General features: G+C 61.9%; 23 protein-coding genes. 19 read left to right on the top strand and 4 right to left on the bottom strand.

The features are described from left to right. Positions 1–94: 94 nt before the first annotated feature. Positions 95–1027, bottom strand: coding sequence for a type I phosphomannose isomerase catalytic subunit (locus DXC99_RS08530; protein ID WP_369831458.1), 933 nt, complete (start codon positions 1025–1027; stop codon positions 95–97). A gap of 75 nt (positions 1028–1102) precedes the next feature. Then, on the bottom strand, positions 1103–1822 hold the full coding sequence (locus DXC99_RS08525) for a GntR family transcriptional regulator (RefSeq protein ID WP_117629910.1): 720 nt from the start codon (positions 1820–1822) through the stop codon (positions 1103–1105). Positions 1823–2162: 340 nt separating this feature from the next. Here DXC99_RS08525 and DXC99_RS08520 point away from each other — a divergent pair, with 340 nt between their 5' ends. From DXC99_RS08520 to nhaA, 3 genes are all read left to right on the top strand, one after another. Continuing rightward, positions 2163–3116 carry an ROK family protein gene (locus DXC99_RS08520; protein ID WP_233505708.1) on the top strand — a complete coding sequence of 318 codons (954 nt, stop codon included), beginning with the start codon at positions 2163–2165 and terminating at the stop codon, positions 3114–3116. Positions 3117–3275: 159 nt separating this feature from the next. Next, positions 3276–4199 carry a manganese-dependent inorganic pyrophosphatase gene (locus tag DXC99_RS08515; RefSeq protein ID WP_006235927.1) on the top strand — a complete coding sequence of 308 codons (924 nt, stop codon included), beginning with the start codon at positions 3276–3278 and terminating at the stop codon, positions 4197–4199. Positions 4200–4466: 267 nt separating this feature from the next. Then, a complete protein-coding gene (nhaA, locus tag DXC99_RS08510; RefSeq protein ID WP_117629908.1) occupies positions 4467–5825 on the top strand; it encodes a Na+/H+ antiporter NhaA in 1359 nt (452 codons plus the stop codon). Between the two features lie 373 nt (positions 5826–6198). On the opposite strand, the gene DXC99_RS08505 is transcribed toward nhaA, so the two are convergent. Continuing rightward, on the bottom strand, positions 6199–6453 hold the full coding sequence (locus DXC99_RS08505) for a hypothetical protein (protein WP_117629907.1): 255 nt from the start codon (positions 6451–6453) through the stop codon (positions 6199–6201). A 149-nt stretch (positions 6454–6602) separates the two neighbouring features. Between DXC99_RS08505 and DXC99_RS08500 the strand changes: the two genes are divergently transcribed. The 7 genes from DXC99_RS08500 (at position 6603) to DXC99_RS08470 (ending at position 13532) form a co-directional block, all read left to right on the top strand. Further along, on the top strand, positions 6603–7907 hold the full coding sequence (locus DXC99_RS08500) for an aminotransferase class I/II-fold pyridoxal phosphate-dependent enzyme (RefSeq protein WP_117583582.1): 1305 nt from the start codon (positions 6603–6605) through the stop codon (positions 7905–7907). A gap of 66 nt (positions 7908–7973) precedes the next feature. Further along, positions 7974–8288, top strand: a complete 315-nt coding sequence (locus DXC99_RS08495) for an STAS domain-containing protein (protein WP_117583581.1) — start codon at positions 7974–7976, stop codon at positions 8286–8288. A gap of 153 nt (positions 8289–8441) precedes the next feature. Beyond that, complete coding sequence (locus DXC99_RS08490) at positions 8442–9008, top strand: twin-arginine translocase TatA/TatE family subunit (RefSeq protein WP_158551688.1); 567 nt, start codon at positions 8442–8444, stop codon at positions 9006–9008. After that, on the top strand, positions 9008–9799 hold the full coding sequence (gene tatC / locus DXC99_RS08485) for a twin-arginine translocase subunit TatC (protein WP_055285525.1): 792 nt from the start codon (positions 9008–9010) through the stop codon (positions 9797–9799). Before DXC99_RS08490 ends, tatC begins: the two co-directional genes overlap by 1 nt. Before the next feature lie 6 nt (positions 9800–9805). After that, positions 9806–10162 (top strand): hydrogenase maturation nickel metallochaperone HypA, encoded by a 357-nt coding sequence (hypA, locus tag DXC99_RS08480; RefSeq protein ID WP_022093859.1) that lies wholly within the window; start codon positions 9806–9808, stop codon positions 10160–10162. Positions 10163–10217: 55 nt separating this feature from the next. Next, positions 10218–10901, top strand: coding sequence for a hydrogenase nickel incorporation protein HypB (gene hypB, locus DXC99_RS08475; RefSeq protein WP_117629905.1), 684 nt, complete (start codon positions 10218–10220; stop codon positions 10899–10901). A gap of 54 nt (positions 10902–10955) precedes the next feature. Beyond that, entirely contained in the window at positions 10956–13532 is a 2577-nt protein-coding gene (locus DXC99_RS08470; RefSeq protein ID WP_117583578.1) for a DNA topoisomerase I, read from the top strand. A 142-nt stretch (positions 13533–13674) separates the two neighbouring features. Here the strand turns inward: DXC99_RS08470 and DXC99_RS08465 are convergent, their stop codons facing one another. Then, on the bottom strand, positions 13675–14658 hold the full coding sequence (locus DXC99_RS08465) for a zinc-ribbon domain-containing protein (protein WP_117565016.1): 984 nt from the start codon (positions 14656–14658) through the stop codon (positions 13675–13677). Between the two features lie 206 nt (positions 14659–14864). Here DXC99_RS08465 and tmk point away from each other — a divergent pair, with 206 nt between their 5' ends. From tmk to DXC99_RS08420, 9 genes are all read left to right on the top strand, one after another. Then, on the top strand, positions 14865–15548 hold the full coding sequence (gene tmk, locus DXC99_RS08460) for a dTMP kinase (RefSeq protein ID WP_117629904.1): 684 nt from the start codon (positions 14865–14867) through the stop codon (positions 15546–15548). A gap of 1 nt (position 15549) precedes the next feature. Continuing rightward, entirely contained in the window at positions 15550–16677 is a 1128-nt protein-coding gene (locus DXC99_RS08455) for an ATP-binding protein (protein ID WP_117629903.1), read from the top strand. Then, the gene (locus DXC99_RS08450) at positions 16668–18368 is read left to right on the top strand and encodes a regulatory iron-sulfur-containing complex subunit RicT (RefSeq protein WP_117629902.1); all 1701 of its coding nucleotides are present in this window, start codon (positions 16668–16670) and stop codon (positions 18366–18368) included. The genes DXC99_RS08455 and DXC99_RS08450 overlap by 10 nt, the downstream gene beginning before the upstream one ends. A 102-nt stretch (positions 18369–18470) precedes the next feature. After that, a complete protein-coding gene (locus DXC99_RS08445) occupies positions 18471–19277 on the top strand; it encodes a ComF family protein (RefSeq protein WP_233505707.1) in 807 nt (268 codons plus the stop codon). 10 nt (positions 19278–19287) lie between these two features. Beyond that, positions 19288–20397, top strand: a complete 1110-nt coding sequence (locus DXC99_RS08440) for a hypothetical protein (protein WP_117629900.1) — start codon at positions 19288–19290, stop codon at positions 20395–20397. 732 nt (positions 20398–21129) lie between these two features. Beyond that, the gene (locus DXC99_RS08435; RefSeq protein WP_233505709.1) at positions 21130–22155 is read left to right on the top strand and encodes an ABC transporter substrate-binding protein; all 1026 of its coding nucleotides are present in this window, start codon (positions 21130–21132) and stop codon (positions 22153–22155) included. Between the two features lie 317 nt (positions 22156–22472). Beyond that, positions 22473–23057 carry a ribosome hibernation-promoting factor, HPF/YfiA family gene (gene hpf / locus DXC99_RS08430; protein ID WP_035137685.1) on the top strand — a complete coding sequence of 195 codons (585 nt, stop codon included), beginning with the start codon at positions 22473–22475 and terminating at the stop codon, positions 23055–23057. Between the two features lie 79 nt (positions 23058–23136). Next, positions 23137–24090: a DegV family protein gene (locus DXC99_RS08425; RefSeq protein WP_117629898.1), complete on the top strand. Its 954-nt coding sequence runs from the start codon at positions 23137–23139 to the stop codon at positions 24088–24090. Positions 24091–24187: 97 nt separating this feature from the next. Then, positions 24188–25267 (top strand): NAD(P)-dependent oxidoreductase, encoded by a 1080-nt coding sequence (locus tag DXC99_RS08420; protein ID WP_117629897.1) that lies wholly within the window; start codon positions 24188–24190, stop codon positions 25265–25267. The last annotated feature ends 2 nt before the right edge of the window (positions 25268–25269 follow it).

Here is a 25269-nt window from a genome sequence, read left to right as displayed (position 1 = left end):
AGAGCACTTAATGTGCTCTCCGTGCGAGCAGGACTGTCCGAGCAGGCGACCAAACCCCGCGCCCCGTCCCGGCGAGCGCTCGGGGACCGGTAACTTACAGGTGGCTGATGATCAGTTCCATCTTGCCTTCGAGGTCGATGGAGCTGACGGTGCTCGGGGCTAGCAGGTGGCTTCCCTTGTGGACGGGGTCGCCGCAGACGGTGCCTTCGCCGTCGATGACTGACAGGCACATGAAGGGCCAGCGCTGCTCCAAGGTCTTGCTGCCGTTGACGCGCACGCGATCGACGGTGTAGCAGGGGTTGGACTCGAGCTCGGTTACGCCATCGACCTCGCGCGCGGTTACGGTACCGTCGGTCGGTGCCTGCGCGTTAAAGTTGATGCAATCCAGGCTCTGCTCAATGTGAAGTGGGCGCAGCTTTCCGTCGGTGCCGGGACGATCGTAGTCGTATAGGCGATACGTCACGTCGCTCGACTGCTGCGTCTCTAAAATGAGCGTGCCGGTCTTGATGGCGTGCACGGTACCGGAATCAATCTGGAAAAAGTCGCCCTTGTGAATCGGCAGTACGTTGAGCATGTCGTCCCAACGGCCTTCCTCGATCATCTGTGCGGCCTCGGCGCGGTCCTTGGCACGCTGGCCGACGATGATCGTGGAGCCGGGCTCGCAGTCCAGCACATACCAGCACTCGGTTTTGCCCAAGCTACCGTTCTCGTGCTCGGCGGCGTACTCGTCGTTGGGATGGATTTGGATCGAAAGGTCGTCCTTGGCGTCCAGAATCTTAATGAGCAGCGGGAACTCCTTGCCCTCGCAGTTGCCAAAGAGCTCGCGGTGCTCGGCCCACAGCCATGACAGCGTGTGACCGGCGTACGGGCCCTCAGCGATCTGGCAGTCGCCGTTGGGGTGTGCCGAGATGGCCCAGCACTCACCGATGGGACCCTCGGGAATGTCATAACCAAATACGGTTTCGAGCTGGCGGCCGCCCCAGATCTTCTCGTGAAAGATCGGCGTCAGTTTAATCAAATCGGACATGTTCATACCCCCATGGTGTTGCGCGGCCGCCCACTCTAAACGAGCCGTAACGAGCGCCCGCATGACTACAAAAACCTATGCCAACGTTACGTTGTGCAGCTCAAAGCGGTCACCAACGTTGCGCGAGATCGAATGCTCAAAGGCGGTGCCGCTATCCAAAAAGCCAATCTGGTTGAGCTCGAGCAGGGGAGAGCCGGGTTTGGTGTTCAGGCGCTCAGCCTCTTCCTCGGTTGCCGCTACGGCGCGAATGGTGCGGTGGAAGCTCGAAATCTTCAGCCCGCATTGCTTGCGGATGAAGCTGTAGACCGATCCATACAGGTCTTTCTTTTTAAGGCCCGGAATCAGCTCGAGGGGCATGTAGGTGTACTCGATAACGATGGGCTTCTCGTCGACCTGGCGCACGCGCACGATGTGATAGGCAAAGTCGTCCTCGGCAATTCCCAGCTGGGCAGCGACGTCTGCTGGCGGATTGACAATCGAGAAATCGTAGACCACCGAGGTCACCTTCTCCCCGCGGTGCTCATACGAAAAGCCCTGGGAGCGATCGTTCTTGCCCTGGAAAAACGCCTGGCCGGGAAGCCCCGCCGTGTCCTTAACGTAGGTGCCCGATCCGCGCCGGCTGGTAACAAGACCTTCATCGGTAATCTGCTCAATAGCTCGTTTGACGGTGATTTTGGAAACGCTATAGAGCTCGCAGAACTCAACGACGGTGGGCAGCTTGTCGCCCGGCTTTAGAGCGCCGTCCTCGATGCTTCGACGGATATCTGCAGCTATTGCCTCGTATTTGGGAATCATGGAACCTCCTTTCCGGCTTGATTGAGTACAAACGAAAGTATAGTCCACGCCTAAGCATCCCTATTGCGTTTTTGAAAAGTTCGAGAAAGATATAATCAAAAAACGCTTTTCTATATTAACTAGAGCGCTCTAAATGAATATGCATTCGAATAATGTGGTATTGAGCAAATTGATCGGCTCGAAGATGGGGTTGGGCCGTTTTGCCGCCCAGCGAACCGAATCTCATGCCTTGCGTTTTCCCAGATAAAACCTGCCAAAACAAACCTGTCCCTTTTTGACAGGTTTTTGCCTGGGGAGCGGTACCATACAGGCAATGTTTAAACGAGAAAGGTGGGCTCCCATGGAACCTAAGCAGTACTACATCGGCATCGACGTTGGCGGCACTTCGGTTAAGGAAGGCCTGTTCGACGAGGACGGCAACCTGCTTGCCAAGGCCAGCGTGCCCACGCCTCCTATCGTTGACGCCGCGGGCTTTGCCGCGGTGACCGAGGCTATCGATCAGGTGATCGCCAAGGCACAGATTCCGCGCGCCTTTGTGGCGGGCATTGGTCTGGCCGTTCCGTGCCCCATCCCGGCTTCGGGCGATGCCAAGGTCAAGGCCAACATTGCTATCAACCTGCCTGAACTGAGGATTGCCATCCAGGAGCACTGCCCCGACGCGGTCGTTAAGTACGAAAACGATGCCAACGCCGCTGCCATGGGCGAGGCCTGGCTCGGCTCTGCCAAGGGCGTACAGAACGTGGTGATGGTCACCATCGGTACCGGCGTGGGCGGTGGCGTTATCGTTAACGGCGACGTGGTATCGGGCGTTGTGGGTGCCGGCGGCGAGATTGGCCACATGTGCCTGAACCCCGAAGAGGAGCGCACCTGCGGCTGTGGCGGCCATGGCCATCTGGAGCAGTATTCCAGCGCCACCGGCGTGGTGAGTAACTACCTTGCCGAGTGCAAGAAGGCAGGCGTCGAGCCCATCGAGCTCACCGGGCCTTCTGATTCCAAGGACGTGTTCCAGGCCTGCCGCGAGGGTGACAAGCTCGCGCTGGCAGCTGCCGATACCATGGCCGACTATCTCGGCCGCGCCCTGGCGCTTATTGCCAACGTGGTCGATCCCGAGATGTTCCTGATCGGCGGCGGTGCTTCCGCTTCGGCCGATGTCTACCTCGACAAGGTCCGCGAGCACTTTAAGCAGTACGCGCTCTCCGCCTCGCGCGAGACGCCCATTAAGGTCGCTTCGCTCGGCAACGACGCCGGCATCATCGGTGCCGCTTACGTAGCCCTGCGCGCCGCCGGTAAATAGCTGGTGCGGGGGCAGGTGGTGAAAGGGGGACAGGCTTCGTCCCTGACCTCGCCTCAGCGCTTGCCCCAAATTGTGCCGCGACCCTTCCGTCTCATAAGGTTCGGCGTCAGCGTGCTACCATAGCTACGTCCAAGTACACATATCAAGTGGAGGATATCCATGGCAAACGTTCTTGTCTTTGGTCACCAGAACCCCGATAACGACGCCATCATGAGCGCCGTCGTCCTGTCCCAGCTGCTCAACCAGGTTGAGTATGCCGGCAACACCTACGAGGCCTGCGCCCTTGGTCAGCTTCCGGCCGAGTCCGCCAAGCTGCTTGCCGACGCCGGCATTGCCGAGCCCCGCGTGATCGAGTCCGTCGAGGCCGGCCAGCTCGTCGTCCTCACCGACCACAACGAGTCCGCCCAGTCTGTCGCCGGCCTTAAGGACGCCACGGTCTTTGGCGTCGTCGATCATCACCGCATCGGCGATTTCGAGACCGCCGGCCCGCTGCACTACATCTGCCTGCCCTGGGGTTCCAGCTGCACCATCGTCACCAAGCTCGCCGGCGTGCTCGGCGTTGAGCTTTCCGACGTCCAGGCCAAGCTGCTGCTCTCGGCCATGATGACCGATACGCTCATGCTCAAGAGTCCCACCACCACCGATGTCGACCGAGCTGTCGCCGCCAAGCTCGGCGAGCAGGTGGGTGTCGACCCGGTCAAGTTTGGCATGGAGGTCTTCCTCACCCGTCCGTCCGGCTCCTTCACTGCAGCCGAGATGGTCGGCAACGACATCAAGATGTTCGAGCCCGCCGGCAAGAAGCTGCTCATCGGCCAGTACGAGACCGTCGACAAGAGTCGTGCTCTCGGCATGATCGACGAGATTCGCGAGGCCATGCGTGCCTACGCCGCCGAGAAGGGTGCCGATGGCATTGTCCTGTGCATCACCGACATCATGGAGGAGGGCTCGCAGGTCCTGCTCGAGGGCGAGACCGAGGCCGCTCAGAAGGGCCTGGGCATTGCCGACGAGCACGACGGCGTCTGGATGCCGGGTGTCCTCTCCCGTAAGAAGCAGGTCGCTGCCCCCATCATGGCCGCCTGCTAGGTTTAGTTGACCAAACGCCACGACCGGATCGCGGACGTCCCGCGCTCCGGTCGTTTTTTGTGCACGGCGCCGCGTCGTCTCTTGGACAGGCGTGCCCGTGCCGTTGAGCAAATAATGTTCAACCTGTGGTTCCGCTTTTCGGCCACGCCTGCGTGCTTGTCGTGCAGGGTAGGCTAGATGCAAGCGTAATACGTTAGAGCGCGGCGTCGCCACTTGGGCGGGCCGTGCTTTTTTAAGACGGGAGCTTTCCCGTGAAAGGAGCCGCCCATGGCAGCAACTGAGCAGCTGTTCAACGTTCGTGAGCGCAAGCGCTTTGAACGTCACGACATCTGGGAGCGCATCGCCGAGAACGGTACGATTTCCGCCACCGTCATGGTCTTCGCCGCCATCGCCGCCGTCATTTGCGCCAATACCGATGCCTACGAGGCCATCCATCACTTTTTGGAGACCCCGCTGTATGTGGGTCTGGGCAACCTTACGGCCGGTCTCACCGTTGAGCTTTTCGTCAACGACTTCCTCATGGCGATTTTCTTTTTGTTGGTGGGCATCGAGCTTAAGTACGAGATGACGGTCGGTGAACTCAAGAATCCGCGTCAGGCCATGCTTCCCATGCTGGCGGCCGTGGGCGGCGTTGTCGTTCCCGCCTGCATCTACCTGATCTTTAACCATGCCGGCGCCCGCAACGGTTGGGCCATCCCCATGGCAACCGATATTGCCTTTGCGCTGGGCGTGCTGTCGCTTTTGGGCAATCGCGTGCCCAACGGCGTGCGCGTGTTCTTCTCGACGCTCGCCATCGCCGACGACCTCATCTCCATCGCCGCCATCGCCATCTTCTACGGTCAGAGCCCCAATCCGTTTTGGTTGGGCGCCGCCGCGCTTGTGACCTGCGCGCTCGTGTGGCTCAACAAGACGCAGCACTACCGTCTTGCCCCGTATTCGGTACTGGGTCTGCTGTTGTGGTTCTGCATGTTCAAGAGCGGCGTGCATGCTACGCTTGCTGGCGTCATCTTGGCCTTTACCATCCCGGCCAAGTGCGGTGTCAAGCTCGATAGCCTCACCGATTGGTTGGGCGAGTGCCTGCCGCTGCTCGATGATCGCTACGACGACGAGGCGCACATCCTGGGCCAGCATGACTTTACCGTCTCGACCACCAAGGTCGAGCGCGTCATGCACCGCGTGACCCCGCCGCTCATCCGCATGGAGCGTCTGATCTCCACGCCGGTCAACTTCGTGATCCTGCCGATCTTTGCGTTCGTGAACGCGCAGGTTCGCTTGGTGGGCGTGGACATGAGCACGCTGCTCACCGACCCGGTGACGCTCGGCGTGTACTTTGGCATGCTGCTGGGCAAGCCGATCGGTATCTTTGGCATGACGTTTGCCCTGGTTAAACTCAAGATTTCCGAGTTGCCGCATAATGTCAACTGGCACATGATCGCCGGTGTGGGCATTCTGGGCGGTATCGGCTTTACCATGTCGATCCTCATCAGCGGCCTTGCCTTCCCGACGGCCCAGTTTGAGGTTCTAGCTGCCAAGGCCGCCATCCTTGCCGGTTCGGTCACCGCTGCCGTGCTCGGCATGATCTACATGAGCGTGGTCTGCAAGCACCCCGCGCCCAAAGACGAGTAAGAGCGCGAAAACCGGCTCCAGAACCGATTCGGGCGCGTTCAAAATGCGGATTCGGGCGGTGCTTGCCGCCTGCCAGACACGCCAGTGGTCAAAAAACGCCGTTTGTGAGTACTGTCACAAACGGCGTATCATTTTAGGTGCGGAAAATAATGAACAAAGTTATAAGAACTGTACGTTAATGAGTGACCATCGACTTCCAATTTGGCGCTAGCTGACGGTGATTAGGAAGTTTCAAGTCGAGTTTTGCCGATTTCGACCAAGAATCGCTGCTACTAAAAAGGTAACAGTACTCATATTTGCCCTTTTTTGGCCACAAGCCCTAAAACAAGCCTCGCCAAGGTCGGGAAGCGGGCCAAATCGCCGGCCTCGAGGCTTATTCCACCGTTCCGTAGACGGCGCCCCAGCCGTGGGCGGCTAGGGCCGAGTTAAGCTGGTCACACAGCGACTGGCGGTCGTAATAGCCGGGCGGTAGCAGGTTGACGATTTCCATGAGATCGGGTGCCAGGTCCAAGATCTCGGCCTGCACGATTAGGTCAAGCCGGTCGATGGCGTGGCGGTCGTAAAACAGTCCGTCGACCAGGCGCTGCAGGTCACCGAATTCCTCGGCCTGGAACAATCCGTACTCCATAGTGCCTCCTTGGGCGCCCCACGCCGGCATGCGCGGCGATTCGTAATTTATTGCGATGGACTTAATCTATCACGGCTTCATAACGTTGCGGCGGTGGCGGTCTATACTTAGACGAACTGCAACGTCCCGCTTCGCGAAAGGTCGCACCCATGCAGACGATCTACCAGAAGATGGAAACCACCGAACTCGATGCCGCCATCGAGGCGCTCAAGGCCGAGGTCGCCGAGGTCAAGGCCAAGGGTCTGGCGCTCGATATGGCCCGCGGCAAGCCGTCGCCCTCCCAGGTGGACATCTCGCGCCCCATGCTCGATATCCTCAATGCCGATGCCGATCTGCACGACGGCAGCGTCGACTGCTCCAACTACGGCTGCTTCGAGGGTATTCCTTCGGCACGCAAGTTGGCAGGGGAGTTCCTGGGCTGCCCCGCCGAGCAGACACTCGTGCTGGGTTCGTCGAGCCTTTTGATCGAGCATGACATCGCCGGCATGTTCTGGCGCTGTGGCTCGTGCGGCAGCGAGCCCTGGGACGCCTACGAGGCCGCGCACGACGGCAAGAAGGTCAAGTTCCTGTGCCCCGTTCCCGGCTACGATCGCCACTTTGGCATCACCGCCGACTTGGGCATCGAGAACGTCCCCGTCGCGATGACCGACAACGGCCCCGACATGGCCGAGGTTGAGCGCCTGGTTGCCACCGACGACTCCATCAAGGGCATCTGGTGCGTGCCCAAGTATTCCAACCCCACGGGCATCACATTTAGCGAGGACACCGTGCGTCGCCTGGTCGAGATGCCCACGGCCGCGCCCGATTTCCGCATCTTCTGGGACAACGCCTACTGCGTGCACGACCTGTACGACGAGACCGACGAGCTCGCCAACATCTTCGATCTTGCCCGCGCGGCGGGCACCGAGGACCGCGTGGTGGCCTTTGCCTCGACGTCCAAGATCACCTTCCCGGGTGCCGGCATCGGCTTTATCGGTGCGAGCCCCGCGGTCATCGCCGAGTTCTCCAAGCGCCTCAAGGCCGGCCTGATCAGCGCCGACAAACTCAACCAGCTGCGTCACGTGCGTTTCCTCCCCACCATCGAGGCGGTCAAGGAGCACATGAAAAAGCATGCCGAGTTCCTGCGCCCGCGCTTTGAGTCCGTCGAGCGCAAGCTCACCGAGGGCTTGGGCGACACGGGTTGTGCCACCTGGACGCATCCCCGCGGCGGCTACTTTGTGAGCTTCGATGGTCCCGAGGGCTCGGCCCAGAAGGTCGCCGCGCTTTGCGCCGACCTGGGCGTCAAGCTCACGCCGGCAGGTGCTACCTGGCCCTATGGCAAGGACCCGCGCGACACCAACATCCGCATCGCGCCGAGCTATCCCACGGTCGAGGACCTGGAGGCCGCGCTCGATGTGCTGGTGCTGGCCGTCAAGCTCGTCGCTGCCGAGCTTGCGCGTGCCGAGCGCGCCTAGCGCGTATGGCCCCGCAAGTACGCACCCATTACTATCAGCACTTTCGATTCGCAAAGGAGCGTTTACATGGATTTGGGTATTTCCACCAACCCCACGCCGGAGCTCTACACCATTAAGGTAACCGGCGAGATCGATATCTCTAACGCCGACAGTCTGCGTAATGCCATCGACTTGGCGCTCGAGCAGCCCACCGAGGCCGTTGAGCTCGACTTTGCCCAGGTGAGCTATATCGACTCGACGGGCATTGGCGTTCTTGTGGGCGCCGCGCACCACGCAGCCGATCATGGTAAGCGCTTTAGCTGCGCCAACGTGCAGCCTGCGGTGATGCGCGTGGTTCAGCTGCTGGGCGTGGACCAGGAGATCTCGATCACGGCGGCATAGGCCCCGCCCCAAAAGGGGTGTGCCGTTTGGCATATGTTTGTGATGCGCTCGGACGTTTTGGCGTCCGGGCGCTATACTTGACCGAATGAATAGACGAGTTCCGGCCGAATGGCGCGGTGCGGGCTCGACTCACATCGAGCCTTGGAGGTATGTGTGTTTGGTATTGGAGAAGGTGAGCTGGCAATCATCGTGGTCTTCGGCTTTTTGCTGTTTGGCCCGGATAAGCTCCCGCAGATGGGCCGCACGATCGGCCGCGCCATCCGTCAGTTCCGCGAGACGCAGGAAAAGATGACGGCCGTTGTTCAGTCCGAGATCATCGATCCGGTAAGCGAGGCCGCGTCGGCGCCGGTCAAGCCCAAGAAGGCCGCTGCGACCGACGACGATTCCGATGCGGACGAGGATGCCGCCGAGACGGCTGCGCCAGCAAAGAAGGAGACCTTTGCCGAGCGCCGCGCCCGTCTTGCCGCCGAGAAGGCCGCAAGCGAGGCTGCCGCCGAGGGCGAGGGTGCTGTTGATGAGGCCGAGGGTACAGAGCCTGCTGCTGCCGTCGAGCCCGAGCCTGCTGCAGAGTCCGAGCCCGAGCCGGCAGAGCCCACGACGGCTGACCTCTACGCCCGTCGTCCCCGCAAGCGCAAGGCCGTCGTCGACCAGCTCGCTCGCGAGCTCGAGGCCGAGGACGACGCCGCTGCCGCCGACGCCCCGAAGGGAGGCGATGAGTAATGCCTATCGGACCTGCGCGCATGCCGCTCTTCGATCACCTGGGCGAGCTCCGTCGCCGCCTGACCATCGTGGTCGTGTCGGTGTTTGCCGCCGCCATCGTGCTGTATTTCGCCACGCCCGTGGTGCTCGACATTCTGGAAGACCCCATCCGCTCCTTTGTGCCGGACGGTAAGTTCTACATCACCACCACGCTCGGCGGCTTTGGACTGCGCTTCTCGCTGGCCATCAAGATGGCCGTGGTCATGTGCACGCCCATGATCATCTGGCAGATTCTGGCATTTTTCCTGCCGGCACTGCGTCCCAACGAGCGCAAATGGGTCGTGCCCACGGTGCTCGCCTCGACGGTGCTGTTCTTCCTGGGTGCCATCTTCTGCTACTTCATCATTATCCCGGCAGGCTTTGAGTGGCTCATCGGCGAGACCTCGGCCGTCGCCACGGCGCTGCCCGATCTGGAGAACTACGTCAACATGGAGCTGCTCTTTATGATCGGCTTTGGTGTGGCGTTTGAGCTGCCGCTCATCATCTTCTACCTGTCCGTCTTCCACATCGTGTCCTACGCTGCTTTCCGCAGTGCCTGGCGTTATGTATACGTTGGCCTGCTTGTGGGCTCGGCTGTGATTACGCCCGACGGCTCGCCCGTTACGCTGGGCCTCATGTATGGCGCCCTGCTCTCGCTCTACGAGATTTCGCTCGCCATCGCCCGCGTGGTCATTACCGCGCGCGAGGGCAAGGAGGGCTTGTTTGTGAGCCGTCTGGACCTGTTCTCGGACGATGAGGACGACGAGGAGTAAATCGGTATGCACGAGGTTGGCATTGTCAACGGCATACTCGATACAGTGATTCGCGCGGCGCGTGGGGCGGGGGCCTCGCGCGCCGTTTTGGTAACGCTGCGTATCGGGGATATGACCGAAGTTGTGCGCGAGGCGCTTGACTTTGCATGGGAGACGTTTCGCGACGAGGACCCGCTCACGCGCGGCTGCGAGCTTGCCGTGGAGGAAGTCCATCCACAAAGCGAGTGCCTGGACTGCGGCGAGGTCTTCGACCACGACCGCTTTCATTGTCGCTGTCCTCAGTGTGGCGGCGCCAACGTGCGCCTGCTGCACGGCCGCGAGCTCGATATCGCGAGTATCGAAATCGAAACCCCCGACGATTAGCCCGCTCGCCATCTAGCGATGGGGTATAAAAGGGCCAAAGTAAGGAGCGCTAAGTATGGCCGAGAAAACGATTGATATCGCGTCGCCGATTCTGTCGTGCAACGAGCGCCTGGCAGATCAGCTGCGTCAGCGATTTAATGAGGCAGGCACCTATGTGATCAATGTGCTGTCGAGCCCCGGTTCGGGCAAGACCACCACGATTCTGGGCACCAACGAGCGCCTGCGTGACAAAGCCGGCCTGCGCTGTGCCGTCATCGAGGGCGATATCGCCTCGGATGTCGACGCCATCACCATGAAGGAAGCCGGCATGCCCGCCATCCAGATCAACACGGGTGGCCTGTGCCACCTCGAGGGCAACATGATCATGGAGGCTGTCGACGCCTTCGACCAGGTCGTCGGTCTGGAAAACATCGACGTCATCTTTATCGAAAATGTGGGCAACCTGGTCTGCCCGGTCGACTTTGACCTGGGCGAGAACCTGTCCATTATGATCCTCTCGGTGCCCGAGGGCGACGACAAGCCTATCAAGTATCCGGGTATCTTCCAGCACGCCGGCGCGCAGTTGCTCAACAAGGTCGACGTGGCTCCGGCTTTCGATTTTGACATGGATAGGTATACTAAGACACTCGATGACCTCAATCCGCAGGCGCCGCGGTTTGCCGTGAGCGCGCGCAAGGGCGAGGGCATGGATGCCTGGTGCGATTGGCTCATCGGGCAGATTGAGCAAGCAAGGGCGTAAGTCGGCCGCCATACGGGCGGGCGTAGCCGCAGAGATACGAGATAGGAGCCTCTTTTGAAGCTCATCATCGCCGAGAAAAACGACGCCGCGCGTCAGATCGCTGAGCGGCTGTCCACGGGTAAGCCCAAAAAGGACAAGGTGTACAACACCGCCATCTACCGTTTTGAGTGGAAGGGCGAGGAGTGCGTGACCATCGGCCTTGCCGGCCACATCCTGGCGCCCGATTTTTGCGACAGCGTGCTGTTCGATAAAAAGCTGGGCTGGTATTCGGTTACCGAGGACGGCGAGATGCTGCCGGCCGACATGCCCGATGGCCTGGCTCGTCCGCCCTACGACACCAAGCGCAAGCCGTTTCTTGCCGACGGTATCTCCATCAAGGGTTGGAAGCTTGAGAGCCTGCCTTATCTCACCTGGGCGCCCGTCATTAAGCTGCCGGCCGAGAAAGAGCTCATTCGCTCGCTCAAGAACCTCGCCAAAAAGTCCGACAGCGTCATCATCGCCACGGACTTCGATCGCGAGGGCGAGCTGATCGGTTCGGACGCCCTCAACAAGGTGCGCGAGGTTGCGCCCGACTTGCCGGTCGCCCGCGCCCAGTATTCTTCGTTTACCAAGGCCGAGATTACGCAGGCCTTCGATAATCTTGTCTCGCTCGACCAGAATCTGGCCGACGCCGGCGAGAGCCGCCAGCACATCGACCTCATTTGGGGTGCGGTGCTCACGCGCTACCTGACGCTCGCCAAGTTTGGCGGCTTTGGCAACGTGCGCTCCGCCGGCCGCGTGCAGACGCCGACGCTTGCCTTGGTGGTCGAGCGCGAGCGCGAGCGCATGGCGTTTGTGCCCGAGGACTATTGGCAGATTCGCGGCATGGGTGCCGCTCAGGGTGCTGCCGAGGATGACCGCTTTAAGATTGCGCACAAGACGGCACGTTTTACCGATAAAGATGCTGCCGAGACGGCGTACGGCCACGTCGACGGCGCTACGACGGCAACCGTCGCCGCGGTGACCAAGCGCTCCCGCAAGCAGCAGCCGCCCACCCCGTTTGCGACGACCTCGCTGCAGGCTGCCGCCGCGGCCGAGGGCATCTCACCTGCACGTACCATGCGCATCGCCGAGTCCCTCTACATGGCGGGCCTCATCAGCTATCCGCGTGTCGACAACACCGTGTACCCTGCGACGCTCGATCTGGGCGCCGTGGTGAGCGACCTGGCAAAGATCAACCCGGCGCTGGCGCCCGTGTGCAAAAAGGTACTCGCCGGCCCCATGAAGCCCACGCGCGGCAAAGTCGAGACCACCGACCACCCACCCATCTACCCCACGGGCGAAGGCGATCCGTCCACGCTCGATGGCGGCCAGCGCAAGCTCTACGACCTCATTGCCCGCCGCTTCCTGGCGACGCTTATGGGTCCCGCGACCATCGAAAACACTAAGCTCGAGCTCGACGTGAACGGTGAGCCGTTCGTGGCCTCGGGCGACGTGCTCGTGACCCCGGGCTTCCGCGAGGCCTACCCGTACGGCCTTAAGCGCGACGAGCAGATGCCGCCGCTGGAGCAGGGCGACACGGTCGACGTGTTCGACATTAAGCTTGAGGCCAAGCAGACCGAGCCGCCCGCGCGCTACAGCCAGGGCAAGCTCGTGCAGGAGATGGAAAAGCGCGGCCTGGGCACCAAGTCCACGCGCGCGAGCATCATCGAGCGCCTGTACGCCGTGCGCTACCTCAAAAACGATCCCGTTGAGCCGAGCCAGCTGGGCATCGCCATCATCGACGCGCTGACGCAGTTTGCCCCGCGCATCACGAGCCCCGATATGACCAGCGAGCTCGACGGCGACATGACTCGCGTCGAGCGCGGCGAGGACACCGAAGAGCATGTCGTGACGCACTCGCGCGCGCTGCTGGCCGGCGTGCTCGACGAGCTGCTCAAGCATACGCAGGAGCTGGGCGACGCCATCAGCGACGCCGTCACGGCCGATGCGCGCGTGGGCGCCTGCCCCAAGTGCGGCAAGGACCTGGTTATGAAGACGAGCGCCAAGACCCGCGGCAGCTTTATCGGCTGCATGGGTTGGCCCGACTGCGACGTGACCTATCCGGTGCCGAGTGGCGTCAAGGTGAGCCCGCTCGAGGGCGAGGCCGCCGTGTGCCCCGAGTGCGGCGCGCCGCGCATCAAGTGCCAGCCATTCCGCCAGAAGGCCTTCGAGATCTGCGTGAACCCCACGTGCCCCACCAACTACGAGCCCGATCTTAAGGTGGGCGAGTGCAAGGTGTGTGCCGAGGCCGGACGTCACGGCGACCTGATCGCGCACAAGAGCGAGAAGAGCGGCAAGCGCTTTATCCGCTGCACCAACTACGATGACTGCGGCGTGAGCTATCCGCTGCCGGCGCGCGGCAAGCTCGAGGCGACGGGCGAGACCTGTCCCGAGTGCGGCGCCCCCATCGTAGTGGTCAACACGGCGCGCGGTCCGTGGCGTATCTGCGTCAACATGGACTGCCCGACCAAGGAGAAGAGGCCCGCCCGCGGTCGCAAGACCACAACCAAGGCGAGCACGGCAAAGAAGACGACGGCTAAGAAAGCCACTGCCGCCAAGAAGACGACCGCGAAGAAGTCGACTGCCAAGAAAACAACCGCCGACAAGTAACGGCGCAGTCGAAACATTGCCCAAAAAAACGAGCGAGGACCCCGCGATCCTCGCTCGTTTTTTTGACCGGCAGTTAGGGACGTTCTTTTTCTGCCGGCAGTTTAGGAACGTCCCTAACTGCCGGCTCGGGAACGACAAAGCGCTAGTTCACCTCGACAGGCTTGGCGCCGGGATAGCGCTCCTCAAAGTCTAGGCGGTACTTATTGTCATTGGTGCCCGCCACGTTGTCGCGCGACAGCGGCGCCACGATCTCATTCTTGTGGTCCGCAGGCTTGGCGTATTTCAGGCTGATCTCCCAGGCATCACAGATTGCGTCAATGCGGTGATCCAGGTCGTCGTACAGGGCGATGATATCCTTCCAGGAGCTGTAGTTCTTGGAGCTCGTCGGGACGTCCAGGTCCTCGACGATGTCGTAATACTGCTCGATGGTGTCCTCCGTGCGCTCGGCGACGTCGGCGAGATTTTGACGGGTGGTTCGATCCTCTTCCAGATAGTTGCCGTTGAAGTTCTGCGCGCAGCCACGGACCTGGCTGTCGAGATCTTCGAGCAGGTCGTAGTATTCGCTCAGGCGACGGTAGAGGTTCTGCTCGGAGAGCGTTGCTTCGCCGCCATCCTCGTCGTCATCGTCATCATCGTCGTACAGGCTGTTGGGATTGCCGAGAGGCTTTAGGTCATCGTCGTCGACGTCATGGTGCAGCTTAGCTACCTCGGCAGTCGTCTGCGTGGCGGCGTTGTCGAACGGTCTGATCGCAAAGAAGATGACCAGGGCGATGATGATCGCCACCAGCACAACGATAACGGCGATAAGCGGCCCGGTGCCGCTCTTTTTGGGAGCGGGGGTCTGTGGCGAAGCGGGCGCGTATGCGGGAGCCGGCTGCTGTTGGGGCGAGCCGCTCGCGACGGGTATGCGCTGCGTGGTCTCGACGGCCTCGGTCCTTGCGGCGGGGTCGGGGCTATAGGCGAGGGGGTCGTCCGCCTTGGCTTGCGGCGTATCAAGGGAGCCGGTCTGCTCAAAAGCGGGCTGGCTATCGCTCGCGGCTGTTTGCTCAACGGGTGCACCGCACGAGGTGCAGAACTTGGCATTATCTTCAAGAAGCTTGCCGCACGAGGCGCAATACCGAGACATTGCCACTCCTTTCGCCACATTTCAATGCAATACAACGATTATACCCACTGCCCCAAGAAGCCGGCAGTTAGGGACGTTCCTTATCTGCCGGCACTTTAGGAACGTCCCTAACTGTCGGCTAATCGTTGGGGCGCGCCTGTCCCTGGGGTATCATGGCTTGGTTGATATATCCGCATTTACGCGCCTTGTAGGAAGGGGCTGCGTCCATGGCTTTTGAGCCCGCTCAACATAGCTTTATCACGCTCGAGGGCGTCGACGGTGCCGGCAAGTCCACGCAGGCGCGCCTGCTTGCTCGCGCGCTCGAGCTCGCTGGCCACCAGGTTGTGAGCCTGCGCGAACCGGGCGGCACCGCCATCAGCGAAAAGATCCGCGCCCTGCTGCTCGACCCCGCCAATATGGCGATGGGCGATACCTGCGAGCTGTTGCTCTACGAGGCCGCGCGTGCCCAGCTGGTGCACGAGGTCATCGCGCCCGCCCTCGCTGCCGGCAAGGTGGTCCTGTGCGATCGCTTCTACGATTCCACGACCTGCTACCAGGCGTTTGCCGACGGCCTCGATCGCCAGATGGTGCGCGACGCCAACAACCTGGCCGTCGCGGGAACGCACCCGGCGCTCACACTCGTCTACCACATCACGCCCGAGCAGGCGGCGCTACGCATGGCAGCCCGTGGCGCGGCAGATCGCATGGAGGCTAAGGGCATGGCATTCCAGGAGCGTGTCTACGAGGGGTTTTGCGCCATTGCTGCCGAGGAGCCAAACCGCGTAAAGCTCATCGACGCCACTACGACCGTCGAGGTAGTTTTCGAGAAGACGGTCGAGCAGGTTCGCGCGTACGGTCTCGATATCCCCCAGGATGCTGTCGCCGCCGCGCTTGCCAAGGAGGCCGAGTAACATGGCCCCCGCTCAGGCAAGCCTGCTGGCCAAGCTCGACACCCAAGAGCGCGTGCGCGACTTTTTGACCAATGCCGTCGCCAGCGGCCGTGCATCGCACGCCTACCTGTTTTTGGGCGCGCCCGGCGCGGGCAAGCTCGATGCCGCGTGGGCGCTCGCCCAAGCCTTCCTGTGCGAGCAGGACGGCTGCGGCGCATGCGACAGTTGCGTGCGCGTCTCTCGGCATACGCATCCCGACGTGCACTATTACACGCCCGAGAGCGCCACGGGCTATCTTATTGCCCAGACCCGCGAGCTGCTCGATGACGTGCCGCTGGCACCCATTCGCGCCAAGGCCAAGGTCTACATCATCGACCGTGCCGAGCAACTGCGCGCCAACACCGCCAACGCACTGCTCAAGACACTCGAGGAGCCGCCCGAGGGCGTTATGTTCATCTTGCTGGGCACCTCGGCAGACGTGATGCTGCCCACCATCGTGAGCCGCTGCCAGTGCGTGCCGTTTCGGCTGGTGTCGCCCGCCGTCGCCGCGCAGGCCGTGAGCCGCGCCACCGGCCAGGACCCCGCGCGTTGCCGCATGGCGGTCGCCGTGGCGGGAAGCCCCACACGCGGCATCGAGTTTCTTAAGAGCGCCGAGCGCCAGGACGCCCGCCGTCAGATGGTCCGTGCCATCGACTCACTCATTGCCGCCGACGAGGCCGACGTGCTCAGTCGCGCCAAGTCGCTCATCGTCGCCGTCAAGGCGCCGCTCGCCGAGGTCAAGTCCACGCAGGAAAAGGTACTCGAGCAAAATGCCGACTACCTGTCGCGTGGAGCATTGAAGCAGCTTGAGGACCGCAACAAGCGCGAACTCAACGCGCGCGAGCGTTCGGGTATCATGGAAGCGCTGGCGAGCGCGCGGACGCTCATGCGCGACGTGCTGCTGACACTTCAGGACGAGGCGGCCGACGTGGTGAACGAAGACGTGCGTGACACGATCGGTCGGCTTGCCGCTGCGACGAATGTTGCGGGTGCCACCCAGGCGCTCGAGGCGGTCGCAACCGCCGAGCACAACATCGCCAGAAACGTTACTCCCCAGCTGGCCATCGAGGTCATGCTGTTCGATATCAGGAAGGCACTGAAATGCCGTTAGTCGTACCCGTTAAGTTTACCTACGCCTCGCGCGACCTGTGGTTTGACCCGCAGGACCTGGATATCCTCGAGGCCGATTATGCCATTTGCTCCACCGAGCGCGGAACCGAGATCGGCTTGGTTACGGCCGATCCCTTCGAGGTGCCGCAAGACGAGATCGGTCAGCCGCTCAAGCCCGTGCTGCGCGTGGCGAGCGACATCGACCTGCAGCTTGCCGACGATCTTGCCATCCAGGGCGACGAGGCCATGGTCGATTTCCGCCGTCTGGTCAAAGAACTCGACCTCGAGATGAAGCCGGTGGGCGTCGAGTACCTGTTTGGCGGCGAGAAGGCCGTGTTCTACTTTGCGGCCGAGGAGCGCGTCGATTTTCGCCAGCTCGTCAAGGATCTGTCCTCGACGCTGCACATTCGCGTCGACATGCGCCAGATCGGCGTGCGCGACGAGACTCGCCTGGTGGGCGGCTATGCCCAGTGCGGCCAGGAGCTCTGTTGCACGCGCTTTGGCGGACAGTTTGAGCCCGTCTCGATCCGCATGGCAAAAGAGCAGGACCTGCCGCTCAATTCCTCCAAGATCAGCGGCGTTTGCGGCCGCCTGATGTGCTGCCTGCGCTATGAGTTCGAAGCGTACAAGGACTTTAAGAGCCGTGCGCCCAAAAAGAAGACGCTCATCGATACGCCGCTCGGCAAGGCGCGTATTCAGGAATATGACACGCCGCGTGAGCAGCTGGTGCTGCGCCTGGAGAACGGCAAGGTCTTTAAGGTCAACCTGGCCGATATGACCTGCTCGGAGGGCTGCAAAAAGAAGGCCGCCGAGCAGGGCTGCAACTGCCGCCCCGACTGCGTGACGCGCGACGTGCTCGAGCGCATCGAGTCGCCCGAGATGCGTCTGGCGCTTATGGAGCTCGACCGCGAGAACGGCGTCGACGTGGGCGATGGCCTGTCGAGCGCCGACCGTCTGGCCGGTACGTCGATGCCCAAGCGCCGTCGTCGCGATGCTGAATCCGATGCTCGCGCCGGTCAGGGGCAGGGCGAGGGCCGTGGCCGCGGAAAGGGCCGCAGCAAGGCCGAGGCGCCTGAGGTCGAGGATACCGCCGGTGGCCGTCGCCGCCGCAAGCGTGCGGGCTCTGCCGATGCCGGCGAGGCCGCAGCCGCCGGCAAGAACGGAGCTCGCGAGCGCGAGGTTCAACAGCCCCAGCAGCAAAACCGCGGCGGTGGCATGAACCCCACGCGCCGTCGTCGCCGTCATCTGTCGAGCGAGGAGCGCGAGGACGCCTTCCGCGCCGCAGCTGCTCGCGAGGCTGGTGCCGCTTCCAAGGGCGCCTCGGCCTCCGACGCGCCTGCCGACAAGGGCGGCAAGTCACGTGGCGAGGAGGAGCGCGCGCCGCGTTCGCGCCGTCGCCATTCCTCGGGCGCGCAGCAGAAGCCCTCAGTGCCCTCCGTTGCCGATCAGGTCTCGGATGGCGAGGTCAAGGTCACGCGCCGTCGTCCCGGAGATGGCGGGGGAGCGGCTGCCAAGGCTTCGCGTGGCGCCGCTCGCGACGAGCGCGAGCCGCGCGAGGATCGCGGTGGCGAGGGCTCGGCCGACCAGGGTCAAAAGCGCCGTCGCCGTCGCCGTTCCCGCAAGCCGCGCCAGGATGGTGGCGAGGGCTCGGCCCCGTCTTCGTCTGCACCACAACCGCCTGCCGGCGAATAACGCCCGCGAGCGGATTTAACCAGCCTTGCCCCAATCGCGTCGGGGTACCATAGCGCTGAATCAACAACCCTCCCTGCGATCGAACGTAGGGAGGGTTGTGTCGTGAAGAGACATTTGAATGTGTTGGGATGCCTGCAAGGTGCCGGCGCCCTACCGTTTGCGGACGGATTGCTACCGTTTGCCGAGCGGGCGGCACGCGAGGCGCTCGAGGCATTGTCGCCAACACGATGTGCCGGCTGCGAGCGCGCCGGTGCGCTTATTTGCCAAGACTGCCTGGCTGCGCTCACGCTCATCGACCCACGGCATAGCTGCACCCGATGTGGCGCCCCGTTTGGGGATTTGCTGTGCACTGAGTGTTCGGTCGAGGGCACGTCCTCGGCAATGGCGGAGGCGCTCGACCGCTGCCTGGCGTGCGCCGTCTATGCGCATCCGCTGCCGCGCATCATTAAAGCGTACAAGGACGCGGGCGAGCGACGTCTGGCTCCGTATCTGGCGGAGCTGCTCTACGACACCGCCCTGCATGCCCAGGTCGTAGCGCCCGAACGCTTGGGAGGTGTGCTGTCCGGTGCGGATGCGGTGGTGTTTGTGCCTGCGACGGCGGCGGCGTTTCGGCGGCGTGGCTTTGATCATATGGAGGCCATTGCGCGCCCATTTTGCGAGCTGTCGGGTGTTCCCCTGCTCGATGCCCTCGTCAAGTACGGGCATGGCGACCAGCGCGAACTCGGTCGTGAGGAGCGTCGCGAGCGTGCCCAAGGCATGTACGAGACGGTTGAGGACGTGCGCGGCCGCCGCCTACTGCTTATCGATGACGTTATCACCACGGGCGCGACCATGGCAGCAGCCTCGGCGGAGCTCAAGCGTGCCGGCGCTGCGGCAGTCGATGGCCTTGCTATCGCACGTGTTTGGTAGGGGTGGTTTTGTGGCAGTGAAGATTGAGCGGCGCAACGAGCCGACAGGCGAACAGCTAGCGGCTTCCGTAATCCTAACAGGTGCCTCGGCGCTTCGCATGATGCGCGCCGAGCGCCGGCAGATGGGCTATATCAGCTGGAAGGACCTTAATCCCGATGAAGAGCGCCGTGTGCTGCGCACGTCGTCGCCCTCGACCGAGGATATCTATCTTCCTGACTTGGTGCGAATTGGAGCCAAAAGTGGCGAGGTGCAGGAAGATCTGTGCTTGTTGGTGGGATCTGCGGCGCAGCGCCGCCGCATGCCTGGCGTAGGCTGGTCCGTGTGTTCCGGGTTGCCCGCCGGCTCGATTCTAGAGGTGGAACCGGGGGTGTACAGCCTATCTCCCGAGGCCCTTTGTGTTGCCGTTGCGCGTGAGGTCGGCTGCATCCAGGCGTTTGCCCTGGCCCAGGAGCTGTGCTCTAAGATTTCACTGAGCGACCGCGGGAAGTATCTGCCTCCCTACACCTCGCCTGTTACGAATAAACTTGCAAAGGACAAGGACCAGCCAGCAGACGTGGGCTACTTTGAAGTCGAGCCGGTGCTGATGCCCGATCGTCTGGCAGATTACCTTGCGGCATGCAAGGGGAATGTGGCCAAACAGCTGCTGCGTCTGTGTCCCTATCTTTCGGAAAACCTGCTCTCGCCCATGGAGTGCATCATGCTCGCCCTGTTTTCGCTTCCGTTTTCCTATGGCGGGTTTGCCTGCGGACCTTTTAAGACCGACTACAAGATCGAGTTCGATGACCGTGCGCAGGCAATCTCGGGGATGCCCCATGCAGTTTGCGATGCATATCAGGAGGCAGCCCGGTTTGACCTGGAATACAACGGTGAGCTGGGCCATTCCTCTCGGAGGGGACGTATCCATGATGAAAAGCGCAACACGGGCTTGATTACTATGGGAATCGAGGTCGCGACGGTCAACAACGAAATGCTCTGTGACATGGAAGCGATGGAAGCGCTCGCATGGCGCATGCACCAGCGTATGCGAAAGCGGTACCGGAATCGTGTCGATGCCCGCAGGAAGAAGCAAGAGGCGTTGCTTAACACGCTGCGGGCGTGTTTTGGGCTTAAGCCGGTCTAATTCATGTCGAAAATAGGGGGTTAATCATATGCCCTGGCCATAATATGGCAAATATGAGTACTGTCACTAAATCAGTAACAGCAAAATCAAGGAATTTAGGACTCGGAGGCGGCATAAAGTAAGAAGATAATAAACAAATGTGGAATAAATAAGCATCAGGTTGGCGACACTGAGCGCAAAATCTGTCCGAGAGGCTAAAACTGCCTGTTACTAAATTGGTGACAGTACTCATATTTGCCATTTTTTGGCCACAGCACCCTAGGAAGGGTGCCCCGGAGCTCCCCATAGGGGAGCTCCGGGCTTCACAGGGGCACGAATAGCCCACTCCGACCTGCGAAATCTGTACTCGCGATGCGAATGACGCCCCTAACCTTAAACTTTAGCTTGAACTTAGCTATAATGCGCTACGTTCCTACCAGGCTGTGGTTGCGGACGGACGAAATGCCCGTCCTAGTCCAAGACAGACGCGGTCAAAGGGATCCACGTAAGCGACCGCGTGCGCGCGGCGCGATCATGGCGCGTCCTAGATGTAAGCCGCACCGTCCGTTCTACTTTCTTTGGGGCAATACCGCCTCGCGGGCGAGCGGGCCAGTCGTGAAGGTGGCTGCGGCCTCCCGAGCAAACACCCCGGTGCGCAAGTGTGGGGTCAAATACCAGGTCAGCTGGTGGGAACAACCTGATATTCCGCGCAACGCACGGATCGTATACGACACAGAAGGCAGGGTAGTGGACATGGTGAGGGGCAGCTTGATGCACGCGGCTCGGTTAGGTGCTGGGACCGCAGCGGTCATCGCCGTTTTGGGCCTGAGCGGATGCGCGTTCAACCCGCTGTCTACGTTCACGACTCCCACGATCGACCAGATCGAGTACGAGACGGTCACGCCGGCGGTGTCGGACGATGCTCTGGTCACTCCCGGAACCCTGACGGTTGCCCTCGATACCTCCGATGCGCCGCAGGCCATGCAGGACGCCGACGGCGAGCTCACGGGGTATGCGGTTGACGCCGCCCGCGCCCTTGCAAGCCGCATGGGCCTTAAGGTCGCCTTTGTCGATGCGTCCTCGGCAGGTTCCGCGCTCGGCGACAAAAAGGCTGATATCTTTATCGGCGAGATCAACTCCACGGACGGGGACGTTAGCTCGCTCGGCACCTGCCTGTACGATGCCGCTTCCGTGTTCGGTAAAACCAGCGATGGTGGGTCGCTAAGCGTTTCCACCGATACCCTTAACACGTCTACTCTGGGTGTCCAGATGTCCTCGGCCTCGCAGGAGGCGCTTGCTAAGCAGAGCATCGCCGCCAACCAAAAGACTTACTCCAACATCAACGAGTGCTTTGAGGCACTCGAGTCCGGCGAGGTCGACTATGTAATCTGCGACTCCACGGCCGGCGGCTACCTTGCACGCCTGATGAGCGAGGTCTCCTATGCCGGTTCGCTCGAGGCGCCCTCGACGCTTGGTGTTGCGGGCCTCTCGTCCAATGACGAACTGTGCCGTGCCGTGAGCGATGCCCTCGACGGTATTACGGCCGACGGCACGCTCGAGGCGGTCCACTCTGTCTGGTATGGCAGGATGCCCTACGACCTCACCACTAAGACGGTTTCGGGCGCTAACGTGCAGCCGGGTGACTCTGAGTCCAGTGAGACCACGTCTTCCGGCAGCGAGTCCTCCGATTCCAACAATGAGACCGCATCCTCCGAGGACAAATCGTCCAGCCAGGAAGGCACCATCACCGACGACGACATTAACAAACTTAATAGCTAGTTATTGCTAGGGGTGGTGTCTCCTATACGTTGGAAAGGACGCCTCTTCACGGTTTCAACACGCACTGCCGGGTTTCCCCAATAGGGGAGCCCGGCTTTTTTATCCCTATAAAACCAGCAGGTCAAAGCCAATTTTCGGGACCAAATACAAAGTCGCCGACGCCCTCCCATAGCGCACTTTGCCACAGAAAAGTGCGAGACTTCGGTATGCGGTATTAAGCAATCGTTATTCGGGTCTTTAGGAATCCGCGTGATTAAATGCACGGCAATGGGTACATAGCCAGTACAGTAAGTCCCCGAGGCAGATTGGAGCCACGTATGGATATCAAGGTTTCTGGACGCAAGACGACGGTAACCGATGCTCTGCGTGCGCATGTGGATGAGAAGATCGGCGAGGCGCTCAAGGTTTTCGATATCGAGCCCATGACAGTCGACGTCGTGCTTCGTTATGAGAAGAACCCCTCGAACCCCAACCCGGCAATCGTCGAGGTCACGGTTCGTGCCCGCGGCTCTGTGATTCGCGTTGCCGAGCACGGCGCAGATATGTATGCCGCCATCGACCTCTCCGCCGATAAGGTTACCCGCCAGCTGCGCAAGTTCAAGACTAAGGTCGTGGACAACCGCCAGGGTGGTGCCAGCGCCGCGGATGTCGCACCGGTCGAGCGCGTCGAGGATCTGGCCGACCTGCTGCTGCCCGAGGAGGAAGACGACCTGCTCGTCCGCGAGAAGGTTATCGACGTCACTCCGATGACTGAGGAGCAGGCGCTGGTGCAGACCGATCTGCTCGGTCACGACTTCTACGTGTTCGAGAACGCGACGACCGGCCTTATCAATGTGGTGTATCACCGTAAGAATGGTGGATATGGCATCATCAAGCCCCGCATCGAAACACTTGACGAGTAAAATACGTTAACTTGCATGAGTTAACGGCTGGCGGCCATCCCATGCGGGTGGCCGCCTTTTTACGTAAGGAGTCGCTTTGATGGACAAGGCCGCATCCGCCGGTCATTCGGACCGTTGCCGCATCGTCGTCGATACCTGCTGCGACTTTAGCCCCGAGGTCGCCGCGAACCTCGATGTCGATATCCTGGGTTTCCCCTTCATTATCGATGGCGAAGAGCGCACGGACGACATCTGGTCGAGCATCACACCCAAGGAGTTCTACGACCGTATGCGCGCCGGTGCCCGCGTGTCCACCTCGGCTGTGTCGCTCGGTCGCTATATCGAGTTCTTTACCGAGTGCGCCAAAGAGGGCACGCCTACGGTCTACCTGTGCTTTACCTCGGCGCTGTCGTCGAGCTACAACTCCGCGTGCCAGGCGGCGGACGCCGTGCGCGCCGAGTATCCCGATTTTGAGCTGTACGTGGTCGACAACGCCCTGCCCTGCGCGACCGGCGAGCTCTTGGCGCTCGAGGCCGTCCGTCAACGCTCGGCGGGACTCACCGCCAAGCAGCTGGTCGACTGGGCAAACGAGGCCAAGACCTACGTGCACGGCTACTTTACGCTCGAGAGCTTCGACGCGCTGGCTGCCGGCGGCCGCATTCCGCCCGCGGCGGCACAGCTCACGGCAAAGCTCGACGTCAAACCCGAGCTGTCCTACGACCTGGCCGGCTCGCTGTCGCTGATCGGCGTCAACCGCGGCCGCAAGAAGGCGCTCAAGTCCATCCTCAAGTCGTTCCGTGAGAACTACGTGCCTGACCGTACCATGCCCATTGCCATCATGACGGCCGATGCCGAGAAAGACGGTGACTGGCTCGAAGCCGCCATCCGCAAGGAGGAGGGTTGCGCCGACGTCACGATCATTCGCAGCTCCGTCGGTCCTACCATCGGCTCGCACGTGGGCCCCGGCATGGTGGCCTGCGCGTTTTGGGGTAAGAACCGCGCCGACAAGGCGTCGCTTTCCGACCGCATCGCCCGCCGCGTGCGCGGCCAGTAGGCAAGCGCTGCGTCCGTAATCGCCCTCGACTCACAGCCCAACGCTGGCACCGAGTATTCAACCTGGTAATAACACCCAACCCAAAAGGAAAGGTTTCATGGCAAACAAGCTCTCCGTCGCATTCATCGGCACCGGAATCATGGGTGCCCCCATTGCCGGCCACATCCTGGATGCCGGCTATCCCGTCACGGTCAACAACCGCACTAAGTCCAAGGCCGCCGCGCTTATCGAGCGCGGTGCCGTTTGGGCCGATACGCCGGCAGATGCCGTGGCGAACGCCGACGTCGTCTTTACCATGGTGGGTTATCCCTCCGAGGTCGAGGAGCTCTACCTGGCGGGCGACGGCCTGCTCGCGTGCACTAAGCCCGGCGCGGTCCTGATCGACCTCACCACAAGCTCGCCCGAGCTGGCGCGCGACATTGCCGAGGCCGCCCAGGTTTCCGGCCGCATGGCGTTTGACTGCCCCGTCACCGGCGGCGAGTCTGGTGCTATCGCCGGCACGCTCACGGCTATCGTGGGCGCCACCGAGAACGATATCGCCCCAGTCCGCGACATCCTTGCCACCTTTGCGGCCAACATCTGCTGCTTCGACGGCGCTGGCAAGGGCCAGGCTGCCAAGCTCGCCAACCAGGTGTCGCTGGGCGCCTGCATGGTCGGCATGGCAGACGCCATGGCATTTGCCGAGCTGAGCGGCCTTGACCTGGAGAAGACCCGCCAGATGATCTTGGGCGGTACCGGCAAGTCCGGCGCCATGGAGAGCCTGGCTCCCAAGGCGCTCGACGGCGACTACAAGCCCGGTTTTATGGTCGAGCACTTCATTAAGGACCTGCGCCTGGCCCTTGCTTACGCCGACGACCGCGAGCTCGCGCTGCCCGGCGCCGACGTGGCCTTTACGCTCTACGACATGCTCGACGCTATCGGTGGCGCCAAGCTGGGCACCCAGGCCATCACGGTCCTCTACAAGGAGGAGGCCGACGCCATCGCCGCCGGTCTGGACTGGTCGCAGTATCGCCCCGAGGAGCACGGTGCCCACGAGGACGGCTGCGGTTGCGGCGAGCACGGCGACGAGCATGAGTGCGGTTGCGGCCACCATCACGGCGAGGACCACGAGTGCTGCGGCGGCCACGGTCATGACGACGGCCACGAGTGCTGCTGTGGCCACCATCACGGGGAGTAGCG

The organism is Collinsella sp. TF10-11AT, from assembly GCF_003437565.1.
Taxonomy (GTDB): Bacteria; Actinomycetota; Coriobacteriia; order Coriobacteriales; family Coriobacteriaceae; genus Collinsella.
Note: the sequence above shows the minus strand (reverse complement) of the source record. Positions and strands in the feature narration are given on the sequence as shown.

Excerpts from the sequence above, each read along its gene's own strand:
- DXC99_RS08500 (WP_117583582.1), top strand. The coding sequence starts at position 6,603 with ATGCAGACGATCTACCAGAAGATGGAAACCACCGAACTCGATGCCGCC.
- nhaA (WP_117629908.1), top strand. The coding sequence starts at position 4,467 with ATGGCAGCAACTGAGCAGCTGTTCAACGTTCGTGAGCGCAAGCGCTTT.
- DXC99_RS08420 (WP_117629897.1), top strand. The coding sequence starts at position 24,188 with ATGGCAAACAAGCTCTCCGTCGCATTCATCGGCACCGGAATCATGGGT.
- DXC99_RS08450 (WP_117629902.1), top strand. The coding sequence starts at position 16,668 with ATGCCGTTAGTCGTACCCGTTAAGTTTACCTACGCCTCGCGCGACCTG.
- DXC99_RS08425 (WP_117629898.1), top strand. The coding sequence starts at position 23,137 with ATGGACAAGGCCGCATCCGCCGGTCATTCGGACCGTTGCCGCATCGTC.
- tmk (WP_117629904.1), top strand. The coding sequence starts at position 14,865 with ATGGCTTTTGAGCCCGCTCAACATAGCTTTATCACGCTCGAGGGCGTC.
- DXC99_RS08515 (WP_006235927.1), top strand. The coding sequence starts at position 3,276 with ATGGCAAACGTTCTTGTCTTTGGTCACCAGAACCCCGATAACGACGCC.
- DXC99_RS08455 (WP_117629903.1), top strand. The coding sequence starts at position 15,550 with ATGGCCCCCGCTCAGGCAAGCCTGCTGGCCAAGCTCGACACCCAAGAG.
- DXC99_RS08465 (WP_117565016.1), bottom strand. The coding sequence starts at position 14,658 with ATGTCTCGGTATTGCGCCTCGTGCGGCAAGCTTCTTGAAGATAATGCC.
- DXC99_RS08530 (WP_369831458.1), bottom strand. The coding sequence starts at position 1,027 with ATGTCCGATTTGATTAAACTGACGCCGATCTTTCACGAGAAGATCTGG.
- hypB (WP_117629905.1), top strand. The coding sequence starts at position 10,218 with ATGGCCGAGAAAACGATTGATATCGCGTCGCCGATTCTGTCGTGCAAC.
- hpf (WP_035137685.1), top strand. The coding sequence starts at position 22,473 with ATGGATATCAAGGTTTCTGGACGCAAGACGACGGTAACCGATGCTCTG.
- DXC99_RS08435 (WP_233505709.1), top strand. The coding sequence starts at position 21,130 with ATGGTGAGGGGCAGCTTGATGCACGCGGCTCGGTTAGGTGCTGGGACC.
- DXC99_RS08525 (WP_117629910.1), bottom strand. The coding sequence starts at position 1,822 with ATGATTCCCAAATACGAGGCAATAGCTGCAGATATCCGTCGAAGCATC.
- DXC99_RS08495 (WP_117583581.1), top strand. The coding sequence starts at position 7,974 with ATGGATTTGGGTATTTCCACCAACCCCACGCCGGAGCTCTACACCATT.
- DXC99_RS08505 (WP_117629907.1), bottom strand. The coding sequence starts at position 6,453 with ATGGAGTACGGATTGTTCCAGGCCGAGGAATTCGGTGACCTGCAGCGC.
- DXC99_RS08520 (WP_233505708.1), top strand. The coding sequence starts at position 2,163 with ATGGAACCTAAGCAGTACTACATCGGCATCGACGTTGGCGGCACTTCG.
- hypA (WP_022093859.1), top strand. The coding sequence starts at position 9,806 with ATGCACGAGGTTGGCATTGTCAACGGCATACTCGATACAGTGATTCGC.
- tatC (WP_055285525.1), top strand. The coding sequence starts at position 9,008 with ATGCCTATCGGACCTGCGCGCATGCCGCTCTTCGATCACCTGGGCGAG.